Annotated in this window: 9 protein-coding genes and 1 tRNA gene; 8 read left to right on the top strand and 2 right to left on the bottom strand. The window is 39.6% G+C overall.

What is annotated here, in order from left to right; translation table 11 throughout:
• Nucleotides 1-74 precede the first annotated feature (74 nt).
• The gene (gene ileS / locus DY109_RS03260) at nucleotides 75-2,870 is read right to left on the bottom strand and encodes an isoleucine--tRNA ligase (protein ID WP_023949305.1); all 2,796 of its coding nucleotides are present in this window, start codon (nucleotides 2,868-2,870) and stop codon (nucleotides 75-77) included.
• Between the two features lie 152 nt (nucleotides 2,871-3,022).
• Here ileS and DY109_RS03255 point away from each other — a divergent pair, with 152 nt between their 5' ends.
• The 6 genes from DY109_RS03255 to thiD all read left to right on the top strand — a co-directional run bounded on the left by DY109_RS03255 (nucleotide 3,023) and on the right by thiD (nucleotide 11,268).
• On the top strand, nucleotides 3,023-4,984 hold the full coding sequence (locus tag DY109_RS03255; RefSeq protein ID WP_023949307.1) for a saccharopine dehydrogenase family protein: 1,962 nt from the start codon (nucleotides 3,023-3,025) through the stop codon (nucleotides 4,982-4,984).
• A gap of 84 nt (nucleotides 4,985-5,068) precedes the next feature.
• Nucleotides 5,069-7,180: an N-6 DNA methylase gene (locus DY109_RS03250; protein WP_023949309.1), complete on the top strand. Its 2,112-nt coding sequence runs from the start codon at nucleotides 5,069-5,071 to the stop codon at nucleotides 7,178-7,180.
• A 96-nt stretch (nucleotides 7,181-7,276) separates the two neighbouring features.
• Nucleotides 7,277-7,927 carry a hypothetical protein gene (locus DY109_RS03245; protein ID WP_023949310.1) on the top strand — a complete coding sequence of 217 codons (651 nt, stop codon included), beginning with the start codon at nucleotides 7,277-7,279 and terminating at the stop codon, nucleotides 7,925-7,927.
• A gap of 99 nt (nucleotides 7,928-8,026) precedes the next feature.
• Nucleotides 8,027-9,547, top strand: a complete 1,521-nt coding sequence (locus tag DY109_RS03240) for a restriction endonuclease subunit S domain-containing protein (protein WP_023949311.1) — start codon at nucleotides 8,027-8,029, stop codon at nucleotides 9,545-9,547.
• A gap of 129 nt (nucleotides 9,548-9,676) precedes the next feature.
• Nucleotides 9,677-10,195 carry a hypothetical protein gene (locus DY109_RS03235; protein WP_034550184.1) on the top strand — a complete coding sequence of 173 codons (519 nt, stop codon included), beginning with the start codon at nucleotides 9,677-9,679 and terminating at the stop codon, nucleotides 10,193-10,195.
• Nucleotides 10,196-10,437: 242 nt separating this feature from the next.
• Nucleotides 10,438-11,268, top strand: a complete 831-nt coding sequence (gene thiD / locus DY109_RS03230) for a bifunctional hydroxymethylpyrimidine kinase/phosphomethylpyrimidine kinase (protein WP_023949314.1) — start codon at nucleotides 10,438-10,440, stop codon at nucleotides 11,266-11,268.
• 385 nt (nucleotides 11,269-11,653) lie between these two features.
• On the opposite strand, the gene rpsU is transcribed toward thiD, so the two are convergent.
• On the bottom strand, nucleotides 11,654-11,866 hold the full coding sequence (gene rpsU, locus DY109_RS03225) for a 30S ribosomal protein S21 (RefSeq protein ID WP_023949316.1): 213 nt from the start codon (nucleotides 11,864-11,866) through the stop codon (nucleotides 11,654-11,656).
• Between the two features lie 157 nt (nucleotides 11,867-12,023).
• Here rpsU and DY109_RS03220 point away from each other — a divergent pair.
• Together DY109_RS03220 and DY109_RS03215 are read left to right on the top strand one after the other, a co-directional pair.
• A tRNA-Arg gene (locus DY109_RS03220) sits at nucleotides 12,024-12,100 on the top strand.
• A 255-nt stretch (nucleotides 12,101-12,355) separates the two neighbouring features.
• A complete protein-coding gene (locus tag DY109_RS03215; RefSeq protein ID WP_023949317.1) occupies nucleotides 12,356-13,183 on the top strand; it encodes a prephenate dehydrogenase in 828 nt (275 codons plus the stop codon).
• Nucleotides 13,184-13,185 lie beyond the last annotated feature (2 nt).

Below are 13,185 nucleotides of genomic sequence, written 5' to 3'. Positions count from 1 at the left end.
AGATTCCAAATTTAGATTAGATTCTAGATTCTAAAACAACCTAGATTCTAGCTTTTTATCACCGCTCTATTTTATCACTTCTCTATCACGCCCTTACAGCGCGCGCAAAGCTCATTTTCAGATTCTGCCATATACCGCCAGCAACGCGGACATTTATGCCCGCTACTTTTATACACGCCAAATGTCTGATCCCCAAGCATAAAATCTGTAATTTTCTCTCCGCATTCATAATCACTCACAATCAGCCATTCTGCCACCATTTCGCTAAATTTTTTATCTTGCAATGCCTTATCCATAGAATCCTTTTGAGCTCCCATAAAGTCTCCCTTCACGCAAAGCTCTAGCCCTGATTTTAGCGATTTTTGCTTTTTGAGAGAATCCAAAACTTCGCTAAAGTGAGAGCGAATCGCCAAAAGTTTTGCAAAATCCACACCCTCCAAATCCACATCATACATCTCCAAATCAAGCGACTCTAGCTCAAAGACATTGCGCGCTTTGAGAAGCGGAATCTTATGCGTAAGGGCTTCATTTATCGTGTAAGTTAGGATAGGTGCCAAAATATGACAAAGATGACTTAGCATAAGCACCATCACACTTTGGTGCGCCCTGCGAATTAAAGACTGCTTGTCATCGCAATACAAGCTATCCTTACACAAATCAAGATAGATTCCGCTTATTTCATTGGTGATGAAATTTTGCAGAATCTGCAAGCCATTGACAAAATCATATTCCAAAAAAAGCACGCGCACATGCGCAAATACTTCTTTGGCGCGCCCAAGGATATATCGATCAATAAGCCCTAGCTCATCGCGCTTGACTAGATTCTGCAAATCACTTGTATTTGCCATAAGAAATCGAATCGTATTGCGGATTTTTTTATACTGCTCACTTACTTGTTTAAGGATATTTTTGGAGATTTTTTGATCGTTTTGATAATCGCTTAATGCCACCCATAATCGCAGAATCTCACTTCCATAATCGCGCAACACTTCTTGAGGTGCGATAACATTTCCGCGAGATTTACTCATTTTCTCGCCCTTTTCGTCCATTGTGAAACCATGCGTAAGCACACTTTTATAAGGTGCTTTGCCTGTGAGGATACAAGAGAGCAAAAGCGAGCTTTGAAACCACCCGCGATGCTGATCGCTTCCCTCCAAATACATATCAGCAGGACAAGCCCCCGCATCATAGATTCCGCTTTTTAATACCGCAAACCAAGTGCTACCGCTATCAAACCACACATCTAAAATATTATTACATTTTTCAAGATTCTGCGATTTGTCCTGCCAAGAAGGTGGCAACAAATCATGTGTCTGCTTATCCCACCACGCATCACAACCATATCGCTCAAAAATCAACGCCACATGATCCAACACCTCAGAATCCAAAACAACTTCTTGCGTGTGCTTATCTCTAAAAAACGCGATAGGCACACCCCAATCGCGCTGTCTTGAAATGCACCAATCAGGGCGATTTTCTATCATTGATCGTATGCGATTTTCTCCACTTGCAGGATAGAATCTTGTCTGCCCGATCGCCTCTAGCGCGACTTCTCGCAAACTCTTGCCATGCAAAAATGGCTTATCCATTTCTATAAACCACTGCTTTGTCGCTCTATAAATCACTGGCTCATGAGATCGCCAACAATGCGGATAAGAATGCGTGATTTTGGTATGTTTGAGGAGATTGCTTCCGAGTGCAGAGAGGATTTTATCTTGCGCTTTAAAAATATGCATTCCGATAAGCTCATCTTGTAGCTCTTCACCCACAAGCCCAAAAGTGCGCAAATCCTCGCTAAATCGCCCTTTGTCATCGACAGGCATAAGCACTTCTATGTTGTATTTCAAGCAAACATAATAATCATCTTCGCCATGTCCTGGTGCTGTATGCACAAGCCCGCTTCCGCCGTCCATTGAGACATGATCGCCTAAGATTATGCGCGATTTGCGGTTATTGAGCGGATTTATGGCGTTTAGATTCTCAAGCTCTTTTGCGTCAAACTCTCGCTTAATCTCGCCACTGCTTAGCCCTTCTTGTATCATAGATTCTAGCAATGGCTTTGCAAAAATGAGCCCCTCTTGTGTCAGCACATAGCGCGCGTTTGGGTTGATTGCTATGGCTTGATTTGCCGGCAAAGTCCAAGATGTAGTCGTCCAAATCACAGCTTTTGGGTGAGATTGTGTGCTCTCAATCCCAAGCGTTTTACACGCTTGCTCATCAAGTCTAAATGCCACAAACACAGAATCTGAAACCTTATCTTTATACTCCACTTCCGCATCAGCTAGTGCCGTCTCACAAGCCCAACTCCAATAAATCGGCTTTGATCGCTCACACAAAAGCCCTTTTTTGGCTACTTCACAAAGCACCCTATAAATATTTGCCTCAAATGTAAAATCCATAGTCAAGTATGGATTGACAAAATCCCCGATGACCCCAAGGCTTTGAAACTCATCGCTTTGGATTTGGAGGTATTTTCTTGCGTGCTCTCGGCAGAGCTCTCGTATTTTGCTTTTTGGCAGGGCGTCTTTTTTTTCTTTGCCTAAGGCTTTTTCGACTTGCTGCTCGATTGGTAATCCATGACAATCCCAGCCGGGCGTATATCGCACACTTTTGCCGCTAAAATAATGCAACTTCACGATGATGTCTTTGAGAATCTTATTAAGCGCGTGTCCGATGTGGATATTGCCATTTGCATAAGGAGGACCATCATGGATATTGAAGCTTTGTTTGACATTGCGCCTATGAGATTTCATCAATTCATAAGCAGTGTTATTTTTCCATTGATTATAAGTGGGAGGCTCGTTTTGGGGGAGATTTCCTCGCATAGGAAAGCTTGTGTCTGGAAGCAAAAGCGTGTCTTTGTAATCCATTTTGTAATCCTTAAAGATGTGGTAATAACTTGCGATTTTACTCAAAATTTGCTTAAGATTAAGGATTGATAGCCAAAATGCAGAATCTAGTTTTGCTAAAATAACAGCTTAAGCTTAAATTTGAACCCAAAACAAAAGATAAGGAGAATATTATGGCAACAATCTTACAAATCGGGGCAGGTGGCGTAGGTAGCGTAGTCGCGCATAAATGCGCGAAAAATAGGGAGGTGTTTTCACGCATTGTGCTAGCCAGCAGGACGCTAAGCAAATGCCAAGCGATAGCGGAATCTATCCGCGCTAAGGGGCTAGGCGAGATAGAATACGAGGAAGTGGATGCGGACAATGTGGAATCGCTTAAGGCATTAATACGGCGGGTGAAGCCTTACTTGGTGATAAATGTGGCACTTCCTTATCAAGACTTAAGCATTATGCAAGCATGCCTTGAGTGCGACGTGCATTATCTTGATACCGCAAATTACGAGCATCCAGATAGCGCACATTTTGAATATAAGGAGCAATGGGCTTATGACACGCGCTTTAAACGTGCTGGGCTTTTTGCCCTGCTTGGCAGTGGCTTTGACCCGGGTGTAACCAATGTCTTTTGTGCCTACGCGCAAAAGCATTATTTTGATGCAATTCATAGCATCGATATTTTGGATTGCAACGCGGGCGATCATGGCTATGCCTTTGCGACAAATTTTAATCCAGAGATTAATTTGCGAGAAGTAAGCTCTAAAGCGCGCTATTGGGTTAAAGAGGATTCAGTATTGAGCGATAAAGCAGGGAGTTTGGCTTTTGCTTCGTCGATAGACTCTAAAGTCTTATCTCCTCGCTCAAGCCCGCACAACCCTGCTTTCTCATCTCGATCCTTAGAATCCTCAAAATCTAATGGTCATTGCGAGACTTCCGCAGGAAGTCGTGGCAATCTAGGAGAAAATCCCACGCTTGTGGCAGAATCTGATCTAGCACTTAACCCAGACTTGCAGCAAGATTCTATTTATCGCAAATTTGAGCGTGAAGAGAGGCATTGGGAAGCAGAAGTGAGGGAAAAAGAACGGGCAAGATTGGAGAGGGAATCGCAAAAGTTGCAGGAGGACGCAGAATCAAGTGCAAATTCTAAGATTTTGAGTGAGAAATGTGGGCTAAAAGAGGATACACAGGAGCGCAGTATTTTGAAGGATAAATCATCGCAACGAGAAGCCGCGAATGAGGTGCACTTGGGCGTGCGCCGCAGTGAAGCGGATTTAAGGCGCGGTGATTTAGGCTCAAAAGACAAGCTCCAGTATGCAGGTGGGGAGTGGCGCGATGTCGCACCTCTTGCCCTCATGAAAGAATGGGATTACCCTGAGGTGGGGTTAAAAAACAGCTACCTCTTGTATCATGAGGAGCTAGAATCCTTAATCCGCAATATTAAGGGTTTGCAGAAAATCCGCTTTTTTATGACCTTTGGCGAGAGCTACCTAACACACATGAAATGCTTAGAAAATATCGGGCTTTTGCGTGTCGATGAGGTTACGCACAATGGGCGCAAAATTGTGCCTATCCAAGTGCTAAAAACGCTTTTGCCAGACCCAGCAAGCCTTGCTAGCCGCACAAAGGGGCAAACGCATATTGGCTGCTACATAAAGGGCGTCAAAGATGGCAAAGAGCGCATCATTTATATTTACAACATTTGCGACCATGAGGCTTGCTTCAAAGAAGTCAATGCGCAAGGGGTGAGCTACACCACAGGCGTGCCAGCGATGATTGGCGCGAAGCTTATATGCGAAGGTAAATGGGGAATCAACGCGCCTAAAAATGCGTCTATAAATTCAGCTTGTAGCGACTTTTTGGGGAGTGCATCGGATGCTTCAATGCGTGGCAATCCACAAGATAAAACACTTACAGCACAATCCTACATTACCGCGCGCCTAGAGCTTAACAAAGACATGCCAAAAGGCGGGGAAGAACAAGGGCTAGATTCCAATAAAGGTGCGGGCGTATGGAATATGGAGCAAAACGACCCAGACCCATTTATGTGCGAGCTAAACACACAAGGCTTGCCCTATGTCGTGCTAGAAATAAAGCCAAATGGAGAATCTAAAGTGCTAGAAGATGGGAGGAAGAAACCATAAGAAGAAACAAAATAGAGGAATCTAAGCGTCCCTTAGATAAAATCGCGACTTTTAAACAAGCCAACGATAAAACGAAGGAGCACAATGAAACTAAATGAAATTTTAAGACAAAGCGATTATAAGCTTGATTTATTCAGCAAAGAAGCCATTGAAAGTTTGGAAAGCAAAATCACGCAAAAAGCAGACAAAAACGGTAAAATTTCTTTTTATATTCCTTGTCTTGTAAGACAAAACGATATTAGATTAAGCCCAGAAGAAGTCGTGCGTCAGCTTTATCTTGACAAACTCATCAATGAATATAACTATCCAAAAGACAGAATCAAAGTTGAAGTCGCCGTGCAAAAAGGGCGCGATACAGGAGAAAAAGAGGGCAAAAAGCGCATAGATATTTTAGTGTGTGATGAAAAGGGTAGTCCATATATCATTGTGGAAGTAAAAAAACCCAAAGTAAAAGACGGTTACGCGCAATTAGAATCCTATATGCGATGGGAAAATACGCCCATAGGTGTGTTGTGTAATGGCGATTCTATTGAGGAATTTTATCACAACAAAGAGGACAAAAACTACAAAACAACCAAGCTAGAAAAGTTAAGCAATATCCCAAACGCCACACAAAGTTTGCAAGATTTTCTAAACACCAAATACACGCTTAAAAATCTCTACATAAACGATGAACTCCAAACAAAAACGCTCAAAAAAATCATCACAGATTTTGAAGATGTGATTTTGGCAAATTCGGGCGTGGATAGCTTTGAGGAAATCTTTAAGCTCATCTTTACCAAACTTTATGATGAGCAAAAATCCAGCAAAGACTTTGATAGAATCGCCTTTGCTACGGAAAATACAAGTTTTAATTCTTACAAAGAATTTACAGATTTTATCAAAAGTATTGATGATTCTAAATTTCGCTTTTTAGAGTTTCGCGCACAAAGACAAGATGAAAGCGATGAAGTGTTTAGAAAACGGCTAAATACACTTTTTAGCGAGGCAAAGGCACAGTGGAGCGGGATTTTTGAGAGCGATTCGAGCTTTGAGCTTAGCACGGAGGAGCTAAATATCAGCGTTTCGTATTTGCAAGATATTAAGCTTTTTAATTCAAATTTTGAAGTGATTGATGATGCCTTTGAATATCTTGTTGTTAAAGGACAAAAGAGCGATAAAGGGCAGTATTTCACTCCTCGTTATGTGATTGATATGTGCGTGCGAATGCTAAATCCACACGCAAACGAAAAGATTATCGACACGGCAAGTGGGAGCTGTGGCTTTCCTATGCACTGTATTATGTATGTGTGGAACAAGCTAAATCCACACCGCAAAAACCTATTAAGCGCGGTTGAGAAAACCCAAGCGCAGATTGATTATGTCAAAAATGTTTTTGCCATAGATTTTGACAAAAAGAGTGTCCGCATAGGCAGATTGCTAAACAAAATCGCAGGCGATGGCGAAACTAATGTCTTGCTACTCAATTCTTTGCATTACAAGCAATGGAAAAATGATGCAAAAGTCGGCAAATGGGAGAAAATTTATAGCGCAGGATTTGAAAACTTTGAAGCACTTTGCGCAGATACCAAACAATATGGCGATGAAAAATACGCCAAAGATTACTCCAAATTTCACTTTGACATAGTAATGGCAAATCCCCCATTTGCAGGGGACATCACAAACGAAAATCTCTACAAAAGCTACGAGCTAGGCAAGGCAAAGATAAGCCGTGATATTTTATTTATCGAGCGCAACTTAAATATGTTAAAAGATGGCGGGAGAATGGCTATCGTTTTGCCACAAGGGCGATTTAATAATTCTAGCGACAAATACATACGCGAATTTATAGCAGAGCGTGCGCGGATTTTAGCGGTTGTAGGCTTACACGGCAATGTCTTTAAACCACACACAGGCACGAAAACTAGTGTTTTATTTTTGCAAAAATACGGCGGCATCGATGAAAATGGCAAAGAGCTATGCCCAAAATGTGATGATTACAACATTTTCTTTGCCACGATGAGCGAGCCTAGCAAGGATAACTCAGGCGAGAAAATCTACTTAAAAGATTCAAACGGCGAGTTTGTGCTTGACTCTCACGGGCATAAAATCATAAAACACGATTTGTTTAACCACGATGGCTTAACGCAGGACGGCATAGCAGAAGCCTTTATCGACTTTGCAAGAGCCGAAAATTTAAGTTTTTGGCGAGAATAGATTATGATAATTTTAGGGCGCGTAGCAATCTTTGCAAGATTTTTAGCTAAAATGCGCCACTGCAATAAAAGTCATAAACACATTAAGGAATCTTAAATGACACAAATTTCACGCGACAAACTTATAATACTATTTTCTGCCACGCGACTAGATGACTACACAAACACACGCGAACACGAGGCAAACTTAGCCCTTATTGGCAATATCTCACACAAAATAGGCATTTTAGAAATCGTGCTACGAAATCGCATCGATACACTTATGACAAACGCGCAAAGCCAAGATTGGCTTTTATCCCTGCCACGCGAATTAGAGCCAAAGGGTGAGTTTCAAACCCATAAGCGCGATAAATTTATCTCTACGCAAAGTTTAGGATTTTGGGTAAGGCTTGTTGAAATTTACAAAATCCACAATACAATTTTTCACAAAGATTTTTTAGAGAATCTAGATTTTAAAAAATATTATTTCAAAAATAAAAATCGCTTCAATCGCGATATGCACTTTACGAATTACTACAAAGTGAGCGCGATTTTGCAACTTTTTCGCCTAATACGAAACCGCGCATTTCACTTTGAAAATCTTTACAAATTCACAGATAACGGCTATCCACGCCTAAATGTAAAAATCACAAACAAATACAATCAATCCGTATATATCGCCATAGAGCCAAACAAAATCATAGATTTTCTAAATGACTTAATCGCTAGTTTTGATAAAAGATTGATAACTTATGGAGAAAATGTGTAATGAAAAATTTTAGAGAGAAAGAGTGGCGGAAAAGTTCCCGCCTAGAAAACAGCATAATTATAACACAAAATCTTAAAAATAACCTTAAAAGGCAAGTAAATGCAAAGTCAAAATCTAAATCAATCACTAAACGAATCCTTACAAGCTAAATATCCGCATTTAGAGCTTGCCATTCTCCCGCTCTCACAGGTCAATAAAGACAACGAAAGCAAACGCATAGATAGTGAGTATTTTAAAAAAGAGTATTTAGAGAAAATAAATCTATTGTCCAAAATTTCTACAAAATTAGAAAATTTAATGACAAGTGGATATTATGGAATTTTACCAAAAAGCGATGATTATTTAGAAAATGGTTTATCTTTGGTGAGAGGTAAAGATATAAGAGAGTTTAGCCTTGAAATTTCAAATTTAGTAAAAGTGCCTTATGATTATTTTCAAGAGCGTTATCAGATTCATAAGAATGACATTTTATTTTTGGTAAAAGGTTATGTGGATGATGCTGATAGTGTTTTGTTTATCAGTGAAGAACCAAGCGAAAAAATGATTTTTAATGGCTCTGTTTTTAAGTTGCAAGTTAAAAATATAAATCCCGCTTTTTTATATGTTTTTATGATGACTAAATATTTTACATTTCAAAAAGTAAGGGAAGTTGCAAACAATATCATCAATTATAATTCATTGCCAACCATAAAAAATTTTTTAATCCCGCAATTTTCGCAAGATTTTCAATTAGAAATCCAAAAGTTAGTCCAAGATTCACATAAGGCATTAGAAGACTCCAAAAGGCTTTACAAAGAGGCGCAAGAGCTTTTGTATAAAGAATTAGAGCTAGATTTTAAAAATCCACTCAAATCCTTGTTAAAATCATCATTGCAAGCAAAAAAGCCAAGCGAGCTAGCAAACATAAACGACATAAGCAAAAAATACCCGCATTTAAACATTTCTGTGCGCCCACTTTCAAAAAGCCTCTATAAAAGCGGGCGTTTAGATAGCGAGTATTATCAAAGCAAATATGATTTAATGGAAACTAAAATCAAAGACTATAAAGGCGGATATTGTAAATTGCAAAATTTGGTTTTAAATTATTCTGGTGGATTTGCTTTTTCTAGTGATGATTATTTAGAAAATGGAGATTTAGCACTCATTAGAATCAATAATATTAAAAACGCAGATTTAGATATGAGTAACGCTGTTTATCTTAAAAAACAATGCGAAAAATTAAGCCCAAAAGATAAAGTAAAGCAAGGCGATATTTTAATCTCAATGTCTGGTAGTATAGGACTTTCTTGTTTAATTAAAGAAAATATAGAAGCAATGACAAATCAGCGAATTTTAAAAATTTCTATCAAAGATTTTAGTGGCGATGTGTTAGTTTTGCTTTTAAATTCTATTTTTTGCAAATTGCAATTTGAGAGAATCGGCACAGGTGGAGTGCAGACAAATATTTCAAGCAATGATATTTTAAATATCCTAATCCCCAAGATAAATCCCGCCACGCAAGAACAAATCGCCCTAAAAATTCAAAAATCTTTTACTTTGCGCGCAAAATCAAAAGATTTACTAGAATACGCCAAAGTCAAAGTCGAGCAAAACATACAAACCCCTGCAAACCAAGCGTAGAATCTAGAATTTACATTTTGGATTGCTATATATTTTGGTTTCTACAAAACCTCAATATAACAAAAAAGAAACCCACACCCTTAATCCCATCCGCAAGAGAGGGGAAATCTCATTTGTCATTGCGAGGCTTTGAAAAGTCGAAGCAATCCAAAAGACCAAATAGATTGCCACGATTCTGCTACCGCAGAATCTCGCAATGACGGCGTGGTGGATTACCACGCGGGCAAGTCGGCTCGCAATGATAAAACAGCTTGCCATAACGAGCCTTCCCCTTGTCATACTGAGCGTAGCGAAGTATCCAAAAAATCAAAGTGTGGATATTTCGCTAACGTTCAATATGACAATATGGATTCTTCACTCCACAAGAATGACAACATAGGGTGCATAGCCACCAAATACCCGCATTTAAACATTTCCGTGCGCCCACTTTCAAAAACCTCAAATATCCGCACGCTTGCGCTAAATGGCACAAAGGCTAAAGAGCTATTTTTAAAATATTGCAAAATGAGGGGGCTTGTTTTAGATTCTCTATCGCCACACAAAGCCCGCACTTTTGCTCATAATTTTGCTTACAATAATGACAAAAATCACAAACTAGATTCTACTCCCCCTGCAAATCCACTTCCTGCCCTCAACAAGCCCAGCTAATGCAAGATATAGCTTTGCTAAGATTTTAGAATCTTGGCGCATTATTGCAGATTAACAAATCAACTAAGATTCTAGCAACGATCTAGCAACCAAACCTGCATCTTTTAGATTCTTGCAAGGCTTAAGATTCTGCAAATTCTCACGCTTTTGCGTATTATTAAGCCAAAATCTGCTACAATCGCGCAAAAACGCCTAAAAGCCCAAACAAACAAATCCAACAAACATAAAAACAAGGATAATAAATGAACGCACAGACGACAAAGCTTATTCCGATTTTGACCGTGGCGGGAAGCGATTGTAGCGGAGGAGCGGGCGTGCAAGCCGATCTCAAAACCTTTAGCGCGCACAATCTCTTTGGTATGAGCGTGATTTTAAGCATCGTTGCCGAAAACACCGTTCGCGTGATCTCTAGCTTTGATGTGCCGACAAAATCCATTGACGAGCAGTTTGAGGCGGTATTTGAGGATATCCCCCCACAAGCTATCAAAATCGGTATGCTAGGCTCAAGTGAGATCATTCAATGCGTGGCTCAAAATCTAAAAACCTACAAGCCAAATAACATCGTCATCGATCCTGTGATGTTTGCCAAAAATGGATTCCCGCTTATGCCAGAATCTACACGCGCAGAGTTTAAGTCCTCTATGCTGACTTTTGCTGATATTCTCACGCCAAATCTACCCGAAGCAAGTGAGCTGTGCGGATTTGCGATCAGCACGATCGATGATATGAAAAAAGCTGCGCTCACCTTGCACCAAATGGGCGCAAAATCAATCCTCATCAAAGGCGGACACAAAGAAGGCAATGCTGATGATGTATTTTACGATGGCAAGGAGTTTCATATATTTTCTGCTCCAAAGGTCGCCACCAAAAACACTCATGGCACGGGTTGCACGCTCAGTAGCGCAATCGCCTCAAATCTCGCCCTTGGAAAATCCTATAAACAATCCATTAAACTTGCCAAAGAATATGTATTTGGAGCAATTTTGCACTCTCTTAACCTTGGCAAGGGTAATGGTCCGACAAATCATTTTTATAGATTCTATGGAGATAAAAAGAGCGTAAAGAACTTCTAGAATTTTGAATAAATTTGGGGTTTTGCAAAACGAACGAGTGAGTCGCACTTTGCGTGCGTCGCCTTATGAAACATAAATCGTTACTACTTTCGGTGAATTTCGGCGAAGTGATTCCCTTTGTGAAGCGGTAACTCCACAAAGGGCTACAAAGCTTTACAATCTGCACTATAACAAACATTAAAATAAGTCTAAATGTTATCTTTAGTTGATTTTTGTGTATTTAATCGTTTTTGTCTTACAAAATGTATAAAAATATCCACAACACCAAAACATCTGCCAAAAATATCTGAAATGTATAAATATCAAAATAATGTATGCGTAAGCTAATGAATAAATTGAATAGATAAAATAGAAGCAATCCATAAACGCCCAAAAAGGGCATTTATTATAATCTTGACTCGTAACGTCGCAACATATAAAGTCTTTTGAGCATTTTTTTCTTGGCATTGATCTTTTGTTTTTTGCGCTTTTCTGTTTTGCTCTCAAAAAATCTGCGCGCTCTGCATTCAGTTACAACCAAATTTCTATCGGTTTGCTTTTTGAATTTGCGATACGCCTCATCAAAAGATTCGCCTTCTCTCACCTTAATGCCGGGCATTCTCATCACCTACTTTCTTAAAAATATTTACCTTATCCTAAAGGCACGCTATTTTATAGCAATTTTTATAAATTTTAAATTAATTTTAAAGCATTCTTGGCTAGAATCTTTAGCTTTATATCAGCATACAATTTATTTTATGTGTAATGATTTATTTGTGCTCGTAGCTCAGCTGAATAGAGCAACAGGTTGCGGTCCTGTAGGTCGGGGGTTTGAATCCCTCCGAGCACGCCATTTTTCACTTTGTTTTCCGTCCGCTCTATACATTAATCCTATTTAAAGATTCTATATTTTGAACTCTTATTTTGCTTATTTTGCCTCACTTCATTGTCTTATTATTTGAATCGCGCATTTTAGATTCTGCTATAATTTTCTACATCTAAACCTTTTGCACCCCTTTGTGTATATTTGTGTATAGAAAATATCAGAATCTAGAATCTATTTTTCGTCATAAAACGAGAATTGAAACAAAAATCAAAAGGAGCAATCATGCAAGCAGGCATCATTGGGCTTGGTCTTATCGGCGGAAGTATGGGATTGGCACTAAGAGAGACAAAAATGTTTAAGCGCATTTTTGGGTTTGATATTAATCCTCTGCATTGCCAGCAGGCACTTTCTCTTGGGCTTGTTGATGAATGCGTGGATTTTAATCAGATCCAAGAATGCGATGTAATCTTTCTTGCGACACCACTTGAAGCGATGATACAAGTCATCAAACAATTCAAAACCATCGCCAAAACCACGACAATTATCGATCTAGGTGGCGCAAAAGAAAAAATCATCGCGTCCATTCCCAAAAAAATTAGAAAAAATTTCGTGTGCGCTCACCCGATGAGTGGCACTGAAAATTTCGGTCCAAATGCCGCACTTCAAGGGCTATTTGACGGAAAAATCGTAATCCTTACAGACATTGAGCAAAGCGGCGAATTTCAAGTCGCTTTGGCAAAGCAGATTTTCGTAGAAATCGGTATGCGGATTATCAAAATGGATTCTAAAGATCACGACAAACATATCGCTTTCATCTCTCATCTTCCGCATATTATTTCTTTTGCGTTGGCAAACACCGTCCTATCGCAAGAAGAGCCTCAAAACATTCTCGCGCTCATTGGCGGAGGCTTCAAAGATATGAGCAGGATTGCCAAAAGCTCGCCTATCATGTGGCGTGATGTGTTTATCCAAAACAAAGAGAATCTGCTTGATTGCATTGATTGCTTTGAAAAAGAAATCGCGCGAGCAAAAACTCTCTTGCAAAACAAGGATTGGGAAGAGCTTGTCAAATGGATGGCAAAGGCAAATACTTTGCATGATTTTTTGTAGAT

It is taken from the genome of Helicobacter fennelliae, from assembly GCF_900451005.1.
Classification (GTDB): domain Bacteria; phylum Campylobacterota; class Campylobacteria; order Campylobacterales; family Helicobacteraceae; genus Helicobacter_B; species Helicobacter_B fennelliae.
This window is presented reverse-complemented; position numbering and strand designations above follow the sequence as displayed.

What these genes read in the sequence shown, in the direction of transcription:
- ileS (WP_023949305.1), bottom strand. Translation starts at nt 2,870, where the DNA reads ATGGATTACAAAGACACGCTTTTGCTTCCAGACACAAGCTTTCCTATG.
- DY109_RS03255 (WP_023949307.1), top strand. Translation starts at nt 3,023, where the DNA reads ATGGCAACAATCTTACAAATCGGGGCAGGTGGCGTAGGTAGCGTAGTC.
- DY109_RS03250 (WP_023949309.1), top strand. Translation starts at nt 5,069, where the DNA reads ATGAAACTAAATGAAATTTTAAGACAAAGCGATTATAAGCTTGATTTA.
- DY109_RS03245 (WP_023949310.1), top strand. Translation starts at nt 7,277, where the DNA reads ATGACACAAATTTCACGCGACAAACTTATAATACTATTTTCTGCCACG.
- DY109_RS03240 (WP_023949311.1), top strand. Translation starts at nt 8,027, where the DNA reads ATGCAAAGTCAAAATCTAAATCAATCACTAAACGAATCCTTACAAGCT.
- thiD (WP_023949314.1), top strand. Translation starts at nt 10,438, where the DNA reads ATGAACGCACAGACGACAAAGCTTATTCCGATTTTGACCGTGGCGGGA.
- rpsU (WP_023949316.1), bottom strand. Translation starts at nt 11,866, where the DNA reads ATGCCCGGCATTAAGGTGAGAGAAGGCGAATCTTTTGATGAGGCGTAT.
- DY109_RS03215 (WP_023949317.1), top strand. Translation starts at nt 12,356, where the DNA reads ATGCAAGCAGGCATCATTGGGCTTGGTCTTATCGGCGGAAGTATGGGA.